Source organism: Sandaracinus amylolyticus (assembly GCF_021631985.1).
Taxonomy (GTDB): domain Bacteria; phylum Myxococcota_A; class Polyangia; order Polyangiales; family Sandaracinaceae; genus Sandaracinus; species Sandaracinus amylolyticus_A.
The window spans coordinates 7,933,651-7,952,656 of the sequence record NZ_CP070225.1 but is presented as its reverse complement, the minus strand read 5'-3'; the positions used below and the strand labels follow the sequence as shown (position 1 = coordinate 7,952,656).

Genomic DNA, 19,006 nt, shown 5'->3' with positions numbered 1-19,006 from the left:
GCTTTGCACCAGCGCAAAACGAGAAAACGCGCGACTCGCGTCGCGCGTCCTCGCTCATCCCATCCCGCGCTCCGCGCGCACACGCGCCTCTCGCCGGAGCCTCACCTGCAGGTCGGAGCGACCTGCCCGTCGGAGCCCGTCGAGATGTACGCGTCCGCGACGTAACCCGTGCCGATGTAGTCCCACAGCGTCGAGGTGCCGTACGTGCCGGTGATCGACTGGCCGCGCACCTGACACTGGATGCGCACCGTCGACCCGTCGGCGACCGAGCCCACCGCGCGCGTCGTCGAGCTCGCGCCCGCGCGCACCGTGAGCGCCGCGCCGCTCGTGTTCACGCGGCCGACCACGCCGGTCGACCCACCACCGCCGCCGCCACCACCACCGCACGCGTTCTGGCTGGTGTAGTTGCGCGTCCCGTAGAAGAGCGCGGTGCGTCCGTCGAACACCGGGCGGATCGCGACGCCGTTGCGGCGCACCTCGTAGTGCAGGTGCGGGCCCGACGAGCCGCCGGTGTCGCCCACCGTGCCGATGCGCTGGCCCTGGGTCACGCGCTGGCCGACCGACACGCCCTGCGAGTTGAGGTGCGCGTAGCGGGTGCGGTAGCCGTTGCCGTGATCGATCTCGATCCAGCGCCCGTAGCTGCGATTGCCTTCGTTCGCGACGCGCGTGACCGTGCCCGCAGCGGCGGCGACGACCGCGTCGCCGATGTCGTTGGCGCGGTTGAAGTCGACCGAGTTGAGCGGGCTGTGGTTGGTGCGCGTCTGGCCCGCCCAGACCTGGCCGCACGGGAACGGCAGCTGGAAGCGCGGCGCGCCGGTGAGCGCCTCCGAGATCGTCCCGAGGTCGCCGTCGTCCTCGGGCACCTCGGACTCCGCTTCTTCACCGGGCGGCGGTCCCTCGTCGCTCCACTCTTCCTCACCGAGGCTCGTTGCGGGGTCGAGGTCTTCGTCCATCGACGCGACACAGCCCGAGAGCGCCACGACACACACGATCGCGAGAGCACGTTGCATGAGCGGCTCTCATTGCACCCGCCGTGCTCACGCGATCGGCCGCGCCGAGCCCGGAATTGCGCGCTCGACCTCGCGCATCCCGGGCGGCGCGCGCTCGGTGCAGCCTGCACGCCGTCCACGCTCTGGACGGCCTGCTGCGCCGAGGCCGCAGCTGCGACCGCGCCGTCGCAGGCTCAGCGCCTCGACACCGAGCGAACCCGCGCGATCTCGCGCTGGGCGCGCTGCGCGATCTCGTCGCGGCCCACCGCCTGCGCGACCTGCAGCATCGTCGACCACGCGGTCGCGACGTCGGGATGATCGGGCCCGACCGCCTCGATCGTCAGCAGCACGCCGCGCTCGGCGACCTGCACCGCCTCGTCCATGCGACCCAGCGCGACGAGCACCGGCGCGAGCGCGCGATGGCTGCGCCCGCGGTCGGGATGTCCGGGCGGCAGCGAGCGCTCGCGGATCGTGATCGCACGACGCAGCAGCGCCTCCGCCTCGGCGTGATGCCCGGCCGTGCGCTCGATGAACGCGATCGCGTCGAGCGTCACCGCGACGCTCGGATCGTTCGCGCCGAGCACGCGCGTGCGCGTGTCGAGGATCTGCTGGTGCATCGCGAGCGCGCCCGCGAGATCACCGCGCCGCTGGAGCATCATCGCGATGTTCGATCGCGAGATCAGCGCATCGGGATGGCCGGGGCCGAGCGCACGCTCGCGGATCGCGAGGGCGCTCTGGTTCGCGATGATCGCGTCGTCGACGCGCTCGAGCTCGCCGAGCGCCACCGCGCGGCGGTTCACCAGATCCGCGACCCAGGGATCGCTCGCGCCGAGCCGCGCCTGCACGACCGAGAGCGCGCGATCGTAGGCGGCGAGCGCCTCGGCGAACCGGCGTCCCCGCGCGTGCGCGCTGCCGAGCGCGACCTGCGCGTCGACCAGCGCGCGCCATCCCACCTCGGCCGCGCTGCTCGCGCGCGACGTCGCGTCCTCGATCGCGCGGAGCCCATCGGCCTCGTGCATCGCGCCGAGCTGCGCCTCGCCCACGCCGCGTGCGAGGTCCGCGGAGAGCACCGGATCGCGATCACCGACCACCGCGCGCCCGGCCTCGAAGCGCGCGCGCGCGAGCTCCCACTGCGACGACGCGAGCAGCGCCGTGCCGCGCACGAAGAGCGCGCGCGGCCCCGGGTCCTGCACCATCACCTCGGCGCTCGCGCCGTTCGACACCACGCCGAGCCACACCGCGACCTCGAGCGCGACCAGCGCCTCGCTGGGCGCTTCGTCGTCGGGGCGGCACTCACCCGCCGACGCGACCGCGCGCCGCGCGGCCTCCCACGCGCGGCTCGCCGCACGATCCGGGCTCTCGGTCACCGCGGACGCGATCGCCTCGATGCGCCGGCGCGCGATCGCCTTGCATCCGTCGCTCGCGCTCGCCGCGTCGATGGCGCGCATCGCCGCGCTCAGCTCCGCCGCGATCCGATCGCGCTCCACGCCCGCATAACCGGCCGCGTTGCGCAATCCCCGCACCATCGCTGGGATCGGCGCTCGATCCCGTCGCTGTGCACTGGCGGCGATCGGGGGAGCGAGCGAGAGCACCATCACGACCAGCGCCCACGAGCGGATTGTCACGGCTGCAATGGTAGCGGCGCGCAAGCGATCGATCCCGCGGTTTGTTTCGCCGCGCGCGTGATCGTGCGCCGATTCGACCAGGTTTTCCTACTCCTGCGGTCCCGGGTGACGGCGCAACATGGTGAGCATCGCTGCGGCGGCGGGCCCGAGGTCCACCGAGACCCGCAGCTCCATCAGCGTCTGCGCGCCGACGACGGCCGCGAGCAGGATCGCGGCGGCGTCCTCGGGGCGCACGTCGTCGCGCAGCGTCTTCTCGTCCTGGCCGCGCGCGACGATCGCCGCGAGCCGCGCGATCGACGAGTCGATCAGCGCGACGTAGCGCGCGCGCACCGGCTCGCTGCGCGCACACGCGTCGAGGAGCTGGTGCGGGCGCACGCCTTCCTTCGCGGTGAGCGGGTACTCGCCGCTCGCGACCGCGACGAGGAAGCGCTGCACCACCGTCATCAGCGCGGGCGGGGTGTCGTCGCTCCCGAGCACGACGTCGAGGAAGGGAAGGCCCACCCGCTCCATCACCGCGGCGAGGAACGCGTCGCGATCGGCGAAGTGCACGTAGAACGCGCCGCGCGTCTTGCCGGCGCGCGCGCAGATCGCGTCGAGGCTCGGCGCGTCGAGCCCCTCCGCCGCGAAGAGCTCGATCCCCGCGCGGATCAGCGCCTCGCGCGTCTCGGCGCTGGTCTCGGCGCGCGATCGCGGCTCGCTCTTGGTGGGCTTCTTCTTCGCTCGTCCGCTTGACATACGAACCCGTACGTGAAATCCGTCTCACATACGCGTTCGTATGTGAGCGCGCCAGCGCCTCAGGAGGACCGAACATGGAGACCATCGCCGCCCGTCCGCTCGACGTCCACTCTCCGGCGCGCGCGCCCGCGTCGATCCGCAGGCTCGATCAGCTGCTGCACCTCGACCACGACGCGCTCACCGCGCTCTACGAGCACGCGACGCTGCCGCGCCTCGAGGCGATCTCGGGCGACCTGCGCGGGCGCATGCTCGCGGTGCCCGCGGTGCCCTCGCTCGTGAGCGCGCTGCCGGTGGCGTGGGCGCGGACCGGCTCGTTCCCGTGGCGCGGCAAGAGCTTCGCGCCGCACGGCGAGGGACGCGGCGAGGGCAACAACCGCGTGGTCTTCGACGCGGTGCGCCTGTTCCGGTTCGAGACGTTCGCGGGCCCCTCGCGCCACGACGGACAGCCGGCGATCCAGCTCGACTACGACCACGCGGAGAACCCGTTCTTCATCCGCAAGATCGAGGACGAGATCCGCGAGCTCGCGCCCGGCGTGTACCTCGGTCAGGCGTGGCTGCGGGTCGGCGACGAGCCGCACTTCGTGCTGTGGTTCGGCCTCGAGGATCGACGCCGCGTCGAAGGAACGTTCTGATGCGCGCGCTGGTCACCGGCGCGGCGGGCCTCATCGGCCACCACGTCGTGCGCCAGCTCTGCGAGCGCGGCGACGACGTGCGCGCGCTGGTGCTGGCGCGTGACGATCTGCGCAACCTGCGAGGCCTCGACGTCGAGGTGCGGATCGGCGACGTGACCGATCGCGAGTCGGTCGCCCGGGCGATGCGCGACGTCGAGGTCGTGTTCCACCTCGCGGCGATCTACGCGCTGTGGACGCCCGATCGTGGCGCGCGGATGCGCCGGGTGAACGTCGAGGGCACGCGCATCGTGCTCGAGGAGGCGCGGCGCGCCGGCGTGCGGCGGGTGGTGCACACCAGCTCGATCGCGCGCTTCGGCGGACAAGGGCCGGGACGGCGCGCGACCGAATCGTCGCCGTTCGCGCTCGGCATCACCAAGAGCGCGTACGCGATCAGCAAGCGCGATGCGCACGAGGTCGCGCTCGATGCGGCGCGAGATCAGGACGTGGTGATCGTCGCGCCGTGCGGCCCGATCGGGCCGGGCGACGTGGGCCCGACCCCGACGGGGCGATTGCTGATCGAGTGTCTGCGCCTGCCGGTGATCGCGGTGACGCCGACCGTCACGAACTTCGTCGACGTGCGCGACGTCGCGCGCGGTCATCTGCTCGCGGCGGAGCGCGGGGTGCGCGGTGAGAGCTACCTGCTCGGGCATCGCGACCTCTCGCTCGCGCAGCTCGCCGCGATCGCGCTCGAGGCGACCGGACGTCGCGCGCCGATCGTCGAGATCCCGTGGCGCGCAGCGCGGGTCGCCGGGCATGCGATGAGCGCGCTCGCCGACCGCGTGACCCATCGCGCGCCGCCGATCACGACCGAGGCGATCGCGATCGCGGAGCTCGGGCTCGCCGCCGATGCGTCGAAAGCAGTGCGCGAGCTCGGGCTGCCGCAGACGCCGATCGAGCGCGCGCTCGGCGACGCGCTCGCGTGGTTCGATCGCGAGGGGTACCTCGCCGCCGCGGCGTGATCACTCGGCGGGCGACGGGAGCAGCGCGCCGCCCATCTCCGGCTCTTCCTCGCGTCGCTTCTCCTCGGCGTGCGCGCGGTGCTCGCGCGCGATCAGCACGTAGACCGCAGGCACCACGAAGAGCGTGAAGATCGTCCCGATCGCCATGCCGCCGACCAGCACGAGGCCGATCGAATTGCGGGCCTCGGCGCCGGGGCCGGTGACGAGCGTCAGCGGGAAGTGACCGGCGATCGTCGCCGCGGTCGTCATCAGGACCGGCCGGAGGCGCACGCTCGCCGCGTGCTTCACCGCCTCGATCTTCGAGAGCCCTTCGCGCTGGCTCTCGTTCGCGAACTCGACGATCAGGATGCCGTGCTTCGCGATCAGGCCGACCAGCGTGACGAGCCCGACCTGCGAGTAGATGTTGAGCGTCGTCGTCCACCCCGAGGTCAGGCCGTACTCGAGGCCCGGCGGTCCCTCGAAGTGCAGGAACGTGAACACGAGCGCGCCGAAGAGCGCGAGCGGCACCGAGCCCGCGAGGATGACGAAGGGATCGCGGAACGAGTCGAACTGCGCGGCGAGCACCAGGAAGATCACGAGCAGCGCGAGCCCGAGCACCGGCAGGAACTTCCCCGCCTCTTGTCGCAGCTGTCGCGACTCGCCGGTGTAGTCGACGCGGTATCCCGGCGGCAGCGTCTCCGCCGCCGCTTGCTCGAGCACGCGCAGCGCCGCGTCGACCGAGCGCGCGGGCACGCCCGAGAGCTTCACCGAGTTGAGCTGCTGGAAGCGGTTCAGCGTGCGCGGCTCGACCGTCTCGTGCAGCGTCGCGACCGCGCCGAGCGGGATCAACGTTCCGTCGGGGCCGGTCACGTGGATGTCCTGCAGCTGGCGCGGCACGAGGCGCGACGTGCGCACGATCTGCGGGATCACGCGGTAGCTGCGGCCCGCCATGTTGAAGCGGTTCACGTAGTTGCCCGAGAGCATCCACGACAGATCCGAGCCGATCTGGCCCATGTTGACGCCCATCGTCGCGATCTGATCGCGGTCGAGCACGATGTCGGCGCGCGCCTCGTCGAAGCGCACGTCGGCGATCGGCGGGAACGCGAACTCGCCGCTCTGCGCGGCGATCTGGGTGAGGCGCTCGGTGTAGCGGACGATCTCCTCGTGGTCGGCGCTCGCGCTGACGACGAACTCGATCGGCAGCGTGCCCGGGCTCGGGAGCGCGGCAGGCAGGAAGAGCGGCGCACGCACCCCCGCGATCGCGCCGACCCGCGGCGTGAGCGCGCTCTGGATCTCGAAGATGTTCCGTTCGCGCTGCTGCCACGGCGCCGCGATCATCCCGCCGAACGCGGTGCCCGGCGTCGTGAGCTGGAAGCTCTGGTGGTAGTCGGGGTCCTGCTCGAACGCGTGCTGGAGCTGCTCCGCATACGCCGAGACCTGCTCGACGCTCGCGTTCGCCGGGACCTCGAGCGAGCTGAACACGACGCCCTGATCTTCCTCGGGCGCGAGCTCCGACGCCGAGAGCATGAACATCGGGATCGTCGCCGCCGCGATCACGATCCACACGACGTACACCAGCGGGCGCATCGCGAGCGTGGCCCCGAGCGCGTGCCCGTAGCCGCGCTGCACCGCCGAGAACCCGCGCGCGACGGTGCGCGCCACGCGCCCCTGCTTCTCGGGCACCAGGCGCGACGACATCACCGGCGAGAGCGTGAGCGCGACGATGCCCGAGATGAACACCGCGCCCGCGAGCGTGAACGCGAACTCGCGGAACAGCTCGCCGGTCATCCCGCCCTGGAACCCGACCGGCACGTACACCGCGAGCAGCGTGATCGTCATCGCGATGATCGGACCGACGAGCTCGCGCGCACCGGTGATCGCGGCCTGCACGCGGGTCTGGCCCGATCGGATGTGCCGCTCGACGTTCTCGACCACGACGATCGCGTCGTCGACGACGAGACCGACCGAGAGCACGATCGCGAGGAGCGTCAGCAGGTTCAGCGTGAAGCCGAGCACCTGCATGAGGAACACCGCGCCAATCAGCGAGAGCGGGATCGCGACGATCGGCACGATCGAGCCGCGCAGCGATCCGAGGAACGCGGTGATCACGAGCACGACGATCAGGACCGTCTCGAGGAGCGTGCGCGTGACCTCTTGGATCGCGTCCTCGATGTACTCGGTCGAGTCGTACGCGATCGTCGCCTCCATGCCGACCGGGAGATCGGCCTGCAGCGTGTCGATCTCGGCGCGGACCCGCTCGATCACCTCGAGCGCGTTCGCGTTGGGCCGCACCCACACGCCCATGAACACCGCGCGCTCGCCCGCGAAGCGCACGTCCTGGTCGTAGCTCTCCGAGCCGAGCTGCACGTCGGCGACGTCGGCGAGGCGGATGAGCGTGTCGCCGTCGCGCCGCACCACGAGCCGGCGGAATTCGTCGACGGTCTGGAGATCGGTCGTGGCGGTGAGATCGACCCGGACCAGCGCGCCGTCGGTGTTGCCGACCGCTGCGAGGTAGTTCTCGTCGGCGAGCGCGCGCGACACGTCGGAGGGCGAGACCCCGAGCGACGCCATGCGCTGGGGATCGAGCCACGCGCGCAGCGCGAACGCGCGACCACCGAGGAGGTCGGCGCGCTGCACTCCGTCGATCGCGGACAGGCGCGGCTGCACCTCGCGCACGAGGTAGTCGGTGACCTGGTTCGGCTCGAGGATCGGCGAGCGGAAGCTCAGGTACATCGACGCGATCTGCGCGTCCGAGGGCTCGATGAGGATCGTCGGGAGCTCGGCCTCGGGCGGGAGCTCGTTGCGCACCTGGTTCACCCGCGCGCTGATGTCGGCGAGCGCGTCGGTCGCGCGGAAATTCAGGCGCAAGCGCGCGCGGATCGTCGAGAGGCCCTGCGTGCTCTCGGACTCGATGTACTCGATGCCGTCGGCCGCCGAGATCGCGCGCTCGATCGGCGTGGTGATGAAGCCGCGCACGAGGTCCGCGCTCGCGCCGACGTAGATCGTCGAGATCGTCACGGTCGCGAGCTCGAGCCGCGGGTACTGCCGCACGCTGAGCGATCGGATCGCCTGCACGCCCGCGACGAGGATCAGCAGGTTCACCACGATCGCGAGGACCGGGCGGCGCACGAAGACGTCGGTGAGTCTGATCATCGGCTCACCGGACGGGGCGCGAGCTCGGGCTGCGGCCCCGCGTCCTCGGTGACGATCACCGTCGCGTTGTTGCGCAGCTTGAACGCCCCCGCGCTCACCACCCGACGCCCCGGCTCGACGCCCTGCGTGACCGCGACGAAGTCGCCGCGCTGCTCACCGGTGCGCACGAAGGTCTGCCGCGCGATCTGGATCGGCTGCCCGTCCGCCGTGCGACGGCCCGAGTCCTCGAGCACGTAGAGCGAGTCGCCGTAGGGCGCGTGCACGATCGCGGTCGACGGCACCGCGACCACGGCGTCGCGCTGCGGCAGCACGACGTCGACGTCGACGAACATGCCGGGGCGCAGGAGGTCCTCGCCGCTGCGCACGATCGCGCGCAGCCCGACCGCGCGCGTGGTGGGATCGATCGAGGGCTCGAGCGCCGCGACCTCACCGGCGAGCACGTCGCGCTCACCGCCCGGGTGCACCTCGACCGGCATTCCGACCCGCAGCACCGGCAGCAGCTCCTGCGGCAGCGTGAAGTCGACGTACGTCGCGTCCTCGCCGGCGATCGTCGTGACGGTGGTGCCGGGCTGAAGGTACTGCCCGAGCCGCACCGCGCGGATGCCCACGCGCCCGTCGAACGGCGCGCGGACCGTCTTGCGCTCGATCGTCGCGCGCAGCGACGCGACCTGCGCGGCCGCGCTCGCCGCGCTCGCCTCGGCGTTGTCGCCCTCCTGCTCCGATGCGACCCCGCGTGCGACCAGCTGCTGCGCGCGGCCAGCGGTCACGCGCGCGAGGCGCTCGTTCGCGATCGCGGCCTCGAGGTTCGCGGCCTCGACGCTCACGTCGAGCTGCACGAGCAGGTCGCCCGCGCGCACCGACGCACCGGAGTCGAACGCGATGCGCGCGACCACGCCGGGGAGCTCGTTCGCGATCGCGACGTCGCGATTCGACGCGACCGTGCCCACCGCGTGCGCCATCTGTGGCCACACCTGCTGCTCGGCGACCGTGGCGCCGACGACCTCGGGCGGCGGGCCCCGTCGCTCCATGTCCTGTGCGTGCGCGATGAGCGTGGTGATCTGCGACCACTTGATGCCCGCGATCCCGCCGAGGACGGCGAGCACGACCAGCACGACGAGCGCGACGATCCCGCGGCGCATGACGCGCGACTCTGGTGCAACGGAGAGGCCGGATGTCGTCCTTGGTGGAACCGGCGACGCGCGCGCTACCATCGCGGCACCCATGCCGCTGGAGTCGACGGTCTACGGACACGACGCGCACTTGCTCTACGCGCGCATCGGCCCGGTGGTCGTCGCGCAGGTGCTGCCCGAGCACACCGACGCGAGCTTCGAGATCTATCTCTCGGCGCTCGAGCGCGAGCTCGGCGCGCGGCGCGAGGACGATCGGGTCGCGGTGCTCTTCTACGTGCCGGGCGGCGGCACCTGGGACGCGGGACGACGCAAGCGGGTGAACGACGTGCTCGCGCGCTACGTGGCGAAGCGCCGCCGCACCACCAGCGTGTGGATCCTGTGCACGCCCTCGGCCGCGACCCGCGGGGTCGCGACCGCGCTCTTCTGGGTGGTCCCGCCGCCCTACGAATATCGCATCCGCGGCGACCTCGACGCGGCGCTCGAGGACGTGCGCGAGAAGCACCCCGAGCTCTCACCGAGCGCGTTCAAGAGCGAGCTCGCGAGGATCACGCGCCGCGGCGCGCGGTGATCGATCAGTCGATCGCGCGCGCGAAGCGGACCTCGCGCACGATCAGCGCGCCGTCCTCGACGTACGCGAGCGTGCCCGCGCCGCCCTCGATGCGCGAGAGCGAGGGCATGCGCTCCAGGCGATCGTCGCTCTGCACCAGCGGCGCGATCGCGTAGCCGGGATCGGCGAGATCGACGACGAAGAGATCGGAGCGCGTGATGTCGTGCCCGTCGTCCTCGGTGCGCTCGAACACCAGCCAGCGCCCCGAGGGATCGACGCGCGGATGACCGCCCGGCCCCGCGTGCACGATCGCGCCGTCGCGCACCCGATGGATCAGCACGCCCTCGGTCAGGCCCCACATCACGACGTGGCGGCGATCGCTGGTGAGCGCCGGCATCATCACGCGCTCGCCCTCGGGGCCGATCTCGCGCACCCGCCCGTCGATGCGCAGCCACGCGCGATCGTCCTCGTCGGTCCACGCGTGCACGCCGCGCTCGCCGACGCGGACCGCGAGACCGCGCCCGTCCTCCAGCGACACCGCCTCCGCGGGCACCGCGGTGCCCGACTGGCCCTCGGTGCGGAACGCGACCGCCGCGCCCTCGTCCTGCCACTGCGGCTCCCACCCGCAGCGACCGACGCGACAGAGCTCGCGCACCGTGCTCGTCCCATCGAGCTCGAGCACGAAGAGCGCGGTGTGATCGGGCGAGGCGAGCAGCGCGCGCGTTCCGTCGGGCGAGAGCACGGGCGTGACGAGATCCTCCGCGAGCCACTCGCGACGTGCACCGAGCGTCGCGAACGATGCGACCGGGCGCGCGCCGATTCTGGCACTGGGTGCCACATTCTGGTCGTCGACGATCCCGCGCAGATCGCTCTCGTGCGCGGCGGGCGCGGCCTCGCGCGCGCATCCCACCATCGCGATCGCCGCGAGCAGCGCGACGGGAGCGCGACGGCGCCGCATCGCCACCACGAGCCCGGCGAGGATCATCGCGAGCCACGCGCTCGATCCGCTGCCGTGCCCCACGCTGCATCCGCCGTCGACCATCTCGCGCCCCGTGGTGCCACCGTCGCGCCGCGCGCCGGCATCGCCGCCGATCGTCGCCGCGTCGCGCTCCTCGCCACCCGCATCGACCTCTTCGATCACGCCCGCGTCCTCCTCGCCCACCGAGCCCGCATCGGGCGGCGGCGGCGTCGACTCGGGGAGAAGACCGATCGAGCACCACGTCGTCATCCCGCTCACGACCGCGCAGCGCCGCGACGCGGTCACGTGCCCCGCATGCGAGGCCTCCACCGTGTACTCGCCGGGCGGCACCGTGAACGACCACGCGCCGTCGGCGGCCGCCGAGGTCGCGCTCGCACCGGTCTCGGTGACGCGAACGCTCGCGCCGCCGATGCGCACGGTGATGTCCTCGGTCCCCACTCCCTGGTCCTCGAAGACCACGCCGCGCAGGGTGCCGGTGGTCGGCATCGGCGAGACCCCGAGCCAGCTCAGGATCGCGGTGCGCAGGTGCTCGGCCATGCGCTGGCGCTGCGCGGGATCGCTGAGGAAGCGCGCGTCGGTGGTGCAGTTGTTGGTGAACGCGAGCTCGCCGAGCGCGGCGGGCATCGTGGTCTCGCGAACGACCGCGAAGTTGCCCTCCTTGAGGCCACGATCGCGCAGGCCCCACGCCGCGATCATCGCGGACTGCACGCCCTGACCGAGCGCGCGGGTGCGCGCGTTCGAGCCCGGATAGACGAAGGTCTCGGTGCCGGTCGCAGGGGTGCCGCCGTTCGAGTTCGAGTGGATGCTCACGAAGCCGGTCGCACCCCGCGAGTTCGCGAAGGTGGCGCGCGCCGAGAGGCCGACCGTCGTGTCGGCGTCGCGCGTCATCGCGATGCGGATCCCGTCGCGCTCGAGCAGCACCTGCAGCCGCTGCGAGACGTCGAGCACGACGTCTTCTTCCTCGATCGAGCAGCCGACCGCGCCTGGGTCCGAGCCGCCGTGGCCGGGATCGATGACGACCAACGGCTGCGCCGCGGCGGGCGCGGTGATGGCGAGGACGGCGGCGAGTGCGAGGAAAGCGCGCATGTGTGCACCCCGATACAGCAATTCGCGTGCGCGCGTGTGCACGGAGATCGGACGCGCGAGGTGCGGACTCGAGGCAGCAGTCGCGCGACGCGTCGTCACGGTCCTCCCCGGCCAGGCAGTGATCGATCTTCCCCGCGTTCTTGCTTCGCGGAGAAAGAGGCGCGTACCCTCGCGGCGGCCGGGAACGAATGGTGGAAAGAATCTTCCAGAGCAAGAACGCGCCGTGGGCGCTGATGTTGGTGCTCGGTGGCGCCTTCCTCGGTTATCTCACCGCATCGCAGGGCCCGGGACCGCTCTACGCCGGTGGCGCGGTGACGATCGTGGCGGCCGCCGCGCTCGGCGCGCTGTACGTGTGGGTGACCGGGTTCTCGGCTCCCGCCGGAGGCAGCACCCACGCGTTCAACGCGCTTCGCGAGGTCCTCGACGGTCGCAAGCCGCGTCGTCCCGCCGATCTCCCGATCGCCGAGTACGACGCGTTCGACACGATCGAGAAGATCGCCGACAAGCTGAGCGACGAGCGCCGCGAGGAAGAGGCGCTCCGCGAGCAGAACGGCCGCGCGCAGAAGGAGATCGACGGGCTCAAGTCGCGCCTCGCCGAGCTCGAGGCGCTGCGCGGTCGCTCGAGCGAGCTCGAGTCGCGGGCCCGCGACGCCGAGGCCCAGCTCGCGCCGCTGCGCAGCCGCCTCTCGGAGCTCGAGCAGCGTGCGCGTGACGCCGAGTCGAAGGCCGAGCCCCTGCGCGGTCGGGTGAGCGAGCTCGAGCAGCGTGCGCGCGACGCCGAGTCGCAGGCGACGCCGCTCCGTACCCGCAGCAGCGAGCTCGAGCAGCGGGTGCGCGATCTCGAGACCCAGGTCGCGACCCAGCGCCGCGAGGTCGACGAGGCAGAGCGTGCGCGCCGCGCCGGCGAGGAAGAGGCCAAGGGCCTGCGTCGTCAGGTGCGCGAGGCCGAGGAGAAGCTCTCGCAGTACCTCGACCTGCTCTCGAACGGCTTCGGCGAGCAGATGGCCGCGGTCGAGCAGACGACGCGCTCGATGCAGGAGATGACGCAGCAGCTGCACCAGATCGCGCAGCACGTGGAAGCGCTGGCGTCGAACGCGGAAGAGAGCTCGAGCTCGATCCTCGAGATGACCGCGACGAACGACGAGGTCGCGGAGAATACCGGCAACCTCGCGGCGAGCGTGCGCGAGACCGTCAGCTCGATCGAGGAGATGACCTACTCGATCAAGGAAGTCGCCCGGAACGTCGACGCCCTCTCGCTGACCGCCGAAGAGACGTCGTCGTCGATGAACGAGATGGACGTCTCGATCGACCAGGTGCAGTCGAACGCGAACGAGACCGCGCGCCTCTCCGAGCAGGTCGCGTCGGACGCGGAGATCGGCGCCGAGGCGATCCTGAAGACGATCCAGGAGATCAACCGCATCAAGGAGACCTCGAGCGAGGCGGTGCAGGTCATCTCGAACCTCGGCACGCGCATCGAGGCGATCGGCGACATCCTCGACGTCATCGACGACGTCGCGGAGCAGACCAACCTGCTCGCGCTGAACGCCGCGATCATCGCGGCGCAGGCGGGCGAGCACGGCAAGGGCTTCGCGGTCGTCGCCGACGAGATCAAGGATCTCGCGGAGCGCGCGGGCGCGAGCACGCGCGAGATCGCGGATCTCATCAAGACCATCCAGGCGGAGTCGAAGAAGGGCATCACCGCCGTCGAGCGCGGCGCGGCGACGGTCGATCGCGGCGTCGAGGTCAGCGCGAGCGCGGAGACCGCGCTCAAGAAGATCCTCGAGAGCTCGCAGAAGAGCACCGCGATGGTGCGCGCGATCGCGCGCGCGACGGTCGAGCAGGCCAAGGGCAGCAAGCAGGTGACCGACGCGATCGGGCGCATCGCGGAGACGGTGCAGCAGATCGCGGCGGCGACCGCGGAGCAGGCGCGCGGCTCGGAGCTCATCATGAAGAGCGCCGAGAAGATGCGGCTCATCACGCAGCACGTGGAGCGCTCGTCGCAGGAGCAGGCCCGCGGCGGACGTCAGATCAGCCAGGCGATCGAGAACATCTCGAGCATGGTGAACCAGCTGCACCAGTCGCATCGCGCCCAGGCGCGCGGCAGCGAGCAGACGCTCACCGCGGCCAAGCGCATCAGCGAGCTCACGCGCGCATACGAGGCGCAGCTGCGCGATCTGTCGCGCATCGCCGAGCGACTGCGCGCCGTCGGCAGCTGAGCGCGAACGAAAGTGCGAGACGACGAGCCGGCCCGAGAGGGCCGGCTCGTTTTCTTTTGGTCGGCTGGAGTGCTCGCCTGCGCAGGGCCCGGACGGGAGCGGGCGGAGCACGCGGACGGGAGGGCCCTGAGCGGGCGAGCCGATTTTTCTTTTGGCCCATCCCGCGCGCGAACCGTGTCCCTCCCGATCTCGCATCGCGAGCACCACACGCTGCGCCATGACGATCGCGATCCGTCGCCTCGGCGCGCACGATGCGCGCGCCTATCGCGCGCTGCGCGCGTTCGGGCTGCGCCAGGCGCCCGATGCGTTCCGGGTCGCGCCCGAGGACGAGCAGCACGAGACCGAAGCGAGCGTCGCGCAGCGCCTCGGGGGTCACGCCGTGTTCGGCGGAGAGCGAGACGCAACGCTCCTCGGTGTCGCGGGCGTGACCGGCTACGAAGGCGCGAAGCTGCGCCATCGCGCGCTGCTCTGGGGGATGTACGTGCACCCCGATGCGCGCGGGAGAGGGCTCGCGGACGCGCTCGTCGCGCGCGCGATCGAGCACGCATCGTTGGACCACCAACGATTGCTCCTGACGCTCGCCGCCGACAACGTGCGGGCGCTGCGGCTCTACGAGCGCCACGGGTTCGTGGTGTACGGCCGAGAGCTCGGGGCGATCCGACGCGGTCCCGATGTGTACGTGGACGAGCTCCTGATGTCGCGCGTGCTTCGCTGAACGGTCGGCACGGGGCGCGCAATAGCGACGGAGATGGCCGAGCTCCTCGCCCGCATCGCGCTCTTGTCCGCGATGATCGGTGCGGTGCTCACCGCGTGGTGGGCGTGGCGCGCGCGCGACCGCTGGGGGCGCGTGTCGCGTCCTGCCGCGCTCGTCGGTGTGGGCCCCTATCGCCGCGCGCTCGTGCGCAGCCACGCGCCTCGTCCCGTCCCGCTCTCGGTCGTGCTCGTCGCGGGCACCGGCTGCGTGTGGGGCTTCCTCACGACGCTCGTCTTCGCGCCGAGCGGCCTCGTCTTCCTGCTCGCGCCCGCGCGTCACGATCCGGTGCGGCAGATCCTCCTCACGCTCTCGGGCCTCGGCGTCTTCGCCACCGCGGTCGCCGCGTTCGCGCTCGGTCCTTCGCTGGTGCGTGCCTCGCGCGCGCTTCTCGAGCGCGAGCCCGACGCCGACGAGCGCGCGCTCTCCGTCGCGACGTGGTCCTCGCTGCACCACGCGATGGTGCTCCTCTCGTTCGTGCTCTTCGCGGTGCACGAGGACGATGCGCGCATCGTCGCCATCGTCGCGGTGCCCTGCGCGATCGGCCTCGTGCACGCGTGGTCGCTGGGGCGCGTCTCGCGGATCGTGGCGCGCGTGCAGCGTTGCGAGCGCGACGACGAAGATGCCTCGTCCGAGAGCGCGGCGATCCTCGCGATCGGAGATCGATCGCCCCTCTGACGCGCGCGTGCCGCGCGCTCATGGAGAGCGAGCATGGGACTCGTGCTGTACGCCCTTTTCGTGCTCGGCATCGCGATGGTCGCCGTCGTCGCGACCGCGTACTGGTCCGTCCGGTTCGCCGCGCGATGGGGCAGCGTCCCGGGCCCTGCGTTGCGGCTCGGCCGCGGCGCGTATCGCGAGTCGCGCGTGAGCCGCGAGGTGCCGCGAGGCACTCCGTCGCCGATCACGTGGACCGCGGGGATCGGGATGGTGTGGTCGGTGCTCACGAGCCTCGTGTTCGCGCCGATGATGCTCTGCGTCGGCGCGATGACCGACGGAGTCGGGCTCATCGGGGTGGTCACCGGGGTCGGCCTGGTGGTCACCGGATCGAGCGGCTTCTTCCTCGGGCTCGCGCTCGCGTGCATCGCGTACTTCGTGCTGCGTCGCGATCGCGAGGTCGTCGATCTCGCCGAGGGCGCGGTCGTGTGGTCGGTGCTGCACCACCTCTCGGGCCTGCTCTTCGTCGTGCTGCACGCGATCGTGACCCCCGGCCCGGGCCTCCTCATCCTCACCGCGCCGATCTGGGTCTTCGGCCTCGCCCACGCCTACGCGCTGCAGGACGCGGCGCAGCTGACGCTCGAGGGCCCGCCGCCCGACGATGAGATCATCGCGGCGTGATCCTCGAAGAAGCGTGTGCCTCAGCGCGTCACGGTAGCCGCCGTGGCAGTGACTCTCGCGTGCGCCGCCGCGATCTTGAACAGCGGAGCGCAACGGACTGCGCTCAACGCGCTGCGCACGTCGGGTGTGTCGAAGTCGCGTGGGTTCTTCGTCACGAAGATGGCTTCCCCGCCCGCTGCTCGTGCGTGGAGCAGCACGCTCGCGAGCATGATGGCGTCCGGCGTACCGAGCCCGTGAGCGATCTCGAGCCTACACGCCTCATCGAAGACCGCGTGGTCCAGCGGAATCCAGTCGACGATTGCGAGCAGGCGCTGCCGGACGTCCTCGAAACGCTGGGTCACCAGCGCATCGGCGCGCACGAGCGTGCCGCGCAGCTGAGACGCTTCGCTCGCCATCGACAAGGATCGACCGACCTGCAGCAGTTCGTCCTCGATCCTCTTCACGAGAGCGCGTCGCTCGGTTCGGCGCCGGTGCACGGTGTCGTAGGTCTCGAACAGCGCGGCGGAGGGAAGTACGAGCGCAATCGATCGTCGCTCGGCGAGCTCGACCAGCGCGGTCGCCTCGAGCACCTCGCCCTGCTCGAGCACCATCTCGAGCACAAAGTTCGTCTCGGCGTAGACCCTCACGCCGCGCGCTCGGCGATGACACGGGTGCCACGAACTGCTTTCGCAATCGGCTCGATCTCGGCGCCATGCGACGGCTCGGCGACGCCGGTCGCGAGGTCCTGTAGCCACCATCCGACGATGTCTTCGAACACGCGCGGATCGATTCGACGGTCCCCGCGGACTCCCGCACGCGACAGGTAGCTACCGAGCACCGCGCCGGCGTCCACCGTCGTCGGCGCGGTGTCGTTCGACGCGCCTGCGGGCCACACGTAGAGTCGATCCGGGGTCACCAGCAGGAAGGCGCTCGACTCGAGCACGCTCGAACGGGTCGCGATCATGTCTCGCAGCTCGCGTGCCCACCTGTCACTCGTTCCCGTCAGAGCCTTCGCTTCGACGGCGAGCGCGATGCGGCCGAGCTCGTTCTGCGCAGCGAAGTCGAACGGGAACGCCATGATCGAAGGATAATACCCGACGAGCTCCGCTTCGACGTGCCGGCCAGTGCGAACCCGCGTGCTCGGCCCGCCCTCCGACCGTCCAGATTCCGACCACCACTTCCCCCGCGAATTCCGCGCATCCCGGCCAAACCCGCACGCTCGCGCGATCCCCACGCCGCACTCTTCGCGCTCCGCGGGGCCCACCGCGCAGGCACGTGGCTTGTAAACGCAGCGGGGCATGATGCGCCGCGCTGCGTTCGTCTGCCTCACTGCGCTCTCGCTGCTGCTGCCAGCCTGCATGCAGAACGAGCCTGCCGCGCCGATGGGCATGCTCATGGACGAGCCGGGCGAGGTCGGGGTCGTCTCCGCCGATCTCACCGCCGCCGAGCGTCGGGTGCGCGCCGGGCAGATCCGCGACGCCGCGTTCGGCGCGGGCATGGAGCAGGGATGGCTGCTCGCGGGCATCGCCGATGCCGAGACCCGCATGAGCCACTGCTGGCGCGAGCTCACCTGGGCCTGCCAGGGCCCGAACAGCAGCGACTGCGGCGGCGGCCCGGTCGTCGCGGGCGCGGGCGACGGACCGTGCGCCGACCGTCAGGGCGGGCTCGGCATGTTCCAGTTCGACGCCGGCACGTTCGAGCAGACCCTCGCGCGCGAGGGCAATCGCATCCTCTCGATCGCCGGCAACACCCAGGCGGCGGTCGACTTCGTCGCGAACATGGTGGTCCGCTCGGCGTACGTGCCCGGCGTCGAGAACCGCGCGCAGGCGATCGCGTGGATGAACGGCGTGCGCATCGGCAACGATCGCTGGGATCCCTGGATCCGCACCGTCACCCACTACTACAACGGCTGCGCCCCCAGCTACTCGTGCTTCTCGCAGCGCTACGCGCACTACCGGGACAACACGACCGGCGTCTACAACGAGATGGGCGCCGACTTCTGGGTGACGACGCGCGACTGGGGCGCCGCGTACGTCTCGCAGAGCTTCCCGCTCGCGCGCGATCCGTTCCCGCTCGAGGCCGGCACCGCGCAGATGGGCTACCTCGAGATGCGCAACACCGGCGCGCAGACGTGGCGTCCGGGCGAGGTCTTCCTCGGCACCACCGAGCCGCGCGACGTCGCCAGCCCGATCGCCGCCGACGACTGGATCGCGCCGAACCGCGCCGCGACGATCGATCGCGAGGTCCCGCCCGGCGGCACCGGTCGCTTCGTGTTCAGCGTGCGCGCGCCCGAAGCGGCGGGTGACTACCCGCAGTTCTTCAACCTCGTGCGCGAGGGCGTCGCGTGGTTCAGCGAGAGCGGCGGTCCCGTCGATGCGCAGCTCCAGATCCGCGTGACCTCGACCGCGCCTCCGCCGTGCCCCGAGGGGATCGGCGATGCGTGGAGCTGCGAGGGCAGCGATCGTGTGCGCTGCGAGCGCGGCATGGTGTTCCGCGAGACCTGCGAGCTCGGCTGCGCCGCGGGCGCCTGCAGCGCGCCGCCGACCGACGACGACGGCGACGGCTACGCGTCCGACGACTGCGCGCCCGACGATGCCGACGTGCACCCCGGCGCCGACGAGATCTGCGACGACGGAGTCGATCAGGACTGCGACGGCGAGGACGCGATCGACTGCGAAGGTCCCGGCGACGACGGCGGCCCCGGCGACGACGGCGGCCCCGGCGATGACGGCCCGCGCATGATCTCCGGCGGCTGCAGCGTCGGGCACGGCGCGTCGCGCTCGCACTTCGCGCTCGCGTTCGCGGTCGTGGCGCTCGGCCTCGCGATCCGCCGGCGTCGCGCCTGACGCACGTTCGAGCCCGGCGTGCCGTG

General features: G+C 71.7%; 16 protein-coding genes. 8 read left to right on the top strand and 8 right to left on the bottom strand.

Annotated elements, in window-relative coordinates; genetic code table 11:
• Window positions 1-101 precede the first annotated feature (101 nt).
• The 3 genes from I5071_RS33630 to I5071_RS33620 form a co-directional block, all read right to left on the bottom strand.
• Entirely contained in the window at window positions 102-1,010 is a 909-nt protein-coding gene (locus tag I5071_RS33630; protein ID WP_236517380.1) for a M23 family metallopeptidase, read from the bottom strand.
• Between the two features lie 173 nt (window positions 1,011-1,183).
• Window positions 1,184-2,614: a tetratricopeptide repeat protein gene (locus I5071_RS33625; protein WP_236517379.1), complete on the bottom strand. Its 1,431-nt coding sequence runs from the start codon at window positions 2,612-2,614 to the stop codon at window positions 1,184-1,186.
• 87 nt (window positions 2,615-2,701) lie between these two features.
• Entirely contained in the window at window positions 2,702-3,349 is a 648-nt protein-coding gene (locus I5071_RS33620; RefSeq protein ID WP_236517378.1) for a TetR/AcrR family transcriptional regulator, read from the bottom strand.
• A gap of 74 nt (window positions 3,350-3,423) precedes the next feature.
• On the opposite strand from I5071_RS33620, the gene I5071_RS33615 reads away from it, so the two are divergent.
• Both I5071_RS33615 and I5071_RS33610 read left to right on the top strand, forming a co-directional pair.
• Window positions 3,424-3,981, top strand: coding sequence for a hypothetical protein (locus I5071_RS33615; protein WP_236517377.1), 558 nt, complete (start codon window positions 3,424-3,426; stop codon window positions 3,979-3,981).
• Complete coding sequence (locus tag I5071_RS33610) at window positions 3,981-4,979, top strand: NAD-dependent epimerase/dehydratase family protein (protein ID WP_236517376.1); 999 nt, start codon at window positions 3,981-3,983, stop codon at window positions 4,977-4,979. The genes I5071_RS33615 and I5071_RS33610 overlap by 1 nt, the downstream gene beginning before the upstream one ends.
• On the opposite strand, the gene I5071_RS33605 is transcribed toward I5071_RS33610, so the two are convergent.
• Window positions 4,980-8,111: an efflux RND transporter permease subunit gene (locus tag I5071_RS33605; protein ID WP_236517375.1), complete on the bottom strand. Its 3,132-nt coding sequence runs from the start codon at window positions 8,109-8,111 to the stop codon at window positions 4,980-4,982.
• A complete protein-coding gene (locus I5071_RS33600; protein ID WP_236517374.1) occupies window positions 8,108-9,250 on the bottom strand; it encodes an efflux RND transporter periplasmic adaptor subunit in 1,143 nt (380 codons plus the stop codon). The genes I5071_RS33605 and I5071_RS33600 overlap by 4 nt, the downstream gene beginning before the upstream one ends.
• Before the next feature lie 82 nt (window positions 9,251-9,332).
• Here I5071_RS33600 and I5071_RS33595 point away from each other — a divergent pair, with 82 nt between their 5' ends.
• Window positions 9,333-9,809 (top strand): hypothetical protein, encoded by a 477-nt coding sequence (locus tag I5071_RS33595; protein ID WP_236517373.1) that lies wholly within the window; start codon window positions 9,333-9,335, stop codon window positions 9,807-9,809.
• 4 nt (window positions 9,810-9,813) lie between these two features.
• On the opposite strand, the gene I5071_RS33590 is transcribed toward I5071_RS33595, so the two are convergent.
• Window positions 9,814-11,853, bottom strand: a complete 2,040-nt coding sequence (locus I5071_RS33590; RefSeq protein WP_236517372.1) for an N-acetylmuramoyl-L-alanine amidase family protein — start codon at window positions 11,851-11,853, stop codon at window positions 9,814-9,816.
• 233 nt (window positions 11,854-12,086) lie between these two features.
• Between I5071_RS33590 and I5071_RS33585 the strand changes: the two genes are divergently transcribed.
• The 4 genes from I5071_RS33585 (at window position 12,087) to I5071_RS33570 (ending at window position 16,155) form a co-directional block, all read left to right on the top strand.
• Entirely contained in the window at window positions 12,087-14,069 is a 1,983-nt protein-coding gene (locus I5071_RS33585) for a methyl-accepting chemotaxis protein (protein ID WP_236517371.1), read from the top strand.
• Between the two features lie 217 nt (window positions 14,070-14,286).
• Window positions 14,287-14,784 carry a GNAT family N-acetyltransferase gene (locus I5071_RS33580; RefSeq protein WP_236517370.1) on the top strand — a complete coding sequence of 166 codons (498 nt, stop codon included), beginning with the start codon at window positions 14,287-14,289 and terminating at the stop codon, window positions 14,782-14,784.
• A 33-nt stretch (window positions 14,785-14,817) separates the two neighbouring features.
• The gene (locus I5071_RS33575; protein WP_236517369.1) at window positions 14,818-15,498 is read left to right on the top strand and encodes a hypothetical protein; all 681 of its coding nucleotides are present in this window, start codon (window positions 14,818-14,820) and stop codon (window positions 15,496-15,498) included.
• Window positions 15,499-15,540: 42 nt separating this feature from the next.
• Window positions 15,541-16,155 carry a hypothetical protein gene (locus I5071_RS33570; RefSeq protein WP_236517368.1) on the top strand — a complete coding sequence of 205 codons (615 nt, stop codon included), beginning with the start codon at window positions 15,541-15,543 and terminating at the stop codon, window positions 16,153-16,155.
• 20 nt (window positions 16,156-16,175) lie between these two features.
• On the opposite strand, the gene I5071_RS33565 is transcribed toward I5071_RS33570, so the two are convergent.
• Complete coding sequence (locus tag I5071_RS33565; protein WP_236517367.1) at window positions 16,176-16,781, bottom strand: PIN domain-containing protein; 606 nt, start codon at window positions 16,779-16,781, stop codon at window positions 16,176-16,178.
• The gene (locus I5071_RS33560) at window positions 16,778-17,212 is read right to left on the bottom strand and encodes a hypothetical protein (protein WP_236517366.1); all 435 of its coding nucleotides are present in this window, start codon (window positions 17,210-17,212) and stop codon (window positions 16,778-16,780) included. The genes I5071_RS33565 and I5071_RS33560 overlap by 4 nt, the downstream gene beginning before the upstream one ends.
• Window positions 17,213-17,432: 220 nt before the next feature.
• Here I5071_RS33560 and I5071_RS33555 point away from each other — a divergent pair, with 220 nt between their 5' ends.
• The gene (locus I5071_RS33555) at window positions 17,433-18,980 is read left to right on the top strand and encodes a putative metal-binding motif-containing protein (protein ID WP_236517365.1); all 1,548 of its coding nucleotides are present in this window, start codon (window positions 17,433-17,435) and stop codon (window positions 18,978-18,980) included.
• The last annotated feature ends 26 nt before the right edge of the window (window positions 18,981-19,006 follow it).

What these genes read in the sequence shown, in the direction of transcription:
- I5071_RS33630 (WP_236517380.1), bottom strand. Translation starts at nt 1,010, where the DNA reads ATGCAACGTGCTCTCGCGATCGTGTGTGTCGTGGCGCTCTCGGGCTGT.
- I5071_RS33620 (WP_236517378.1), bottom strand. Translation starts at nt 3,349, where the DNA reads ATGTCAAGCGGACGAGCGAAGAAGAAGCCCACCAAGAGCGAGCCGCGA.
- I5071_RS33615 (WP_236517377.1), top strand. Translation starts at nt 3,424, where the DNA reads ATGGAGACCATCGCCGCCCGTCCGCTCGACGTCCACTCTCCGGCGCGC.
- I5071_RS33610 (WP_236517376.1), top strand. Translation starts at nt 3,981, where the DNA reads ATGCGCGCGCTGGTCACCGGCGCGGCGGGCCTCATCGGCCACCACGTC.
- I5071_RS33605 (WP_236517375.1), bottom strand. Translation starts at nt 8,111, where the DNA reads ATGATCAGACTCACCGACGTCTTCGTGCGCCGCCCGGTCCTCGCGATC.
- I5071_RS33600 (WP_236517374.1), bottom strand. Translation starts at nt 9,250, where the DNA reads ATGCGCCGCGGGATCGTCGCGCTCGTCGTGCTGGTCGTGCTCGCCGTC.
- I5071_RS33595 (WP_236517373.1), top strand. Translation starts at nt 9,333, where the DNA reads ATGCCGCTGGAGTCGACGGTCTACGGACACGACGCGCACTTGCTCTAC.
- I5071_RS33590 (WP_236517372.1), bottom strand. Translation starts at nt 11,853, where the DNA reads ATGCGCGCTTTCCTCGCACTCGCCGCCGTCCTCGCCATCACCGCGCCC.
- I5071_RS33585 (WP_236517371.1), top strand. Translation starts at nt 12,087, where the DNA reads ATGTTGGTGCTCGGTGGCGCCTTCCTCGGTTATCTCACCGCATCGCAG.
- I5071_RS33580 (WP_236517370.1), top strand. Translation starts at nt 14,287, where the DNA reads ATGACGATCGCGATCCGTCGCCTCGGCGCGCACGATGCGCGCGCCTAT.
- I5071_RS33575 (WP_236517369.1), top strand. Translation starts at nt 14,818, where the DNA reads ATGGCCGAGCTCCTCGCCCGCATCGCGCTCTTGTCCGCGATGATCGGT.
- I5071_RS33560 (WP_236517366.1), bottom strand. Translation starts at nt 17,212, where the DNA reads ATGGCGTTCCCGTTCGACTTCGCTGCGCAGAACGAGCTCGGCCGCATC.
- I5071_RS33555 (WP_236517365.1), top strand. Translation starts at nt 17,433, where the DNA reads ATGATGCGCCGCGCTGCGTTCGTCTGCCTCACTGCGCTCTCGCTGCTG.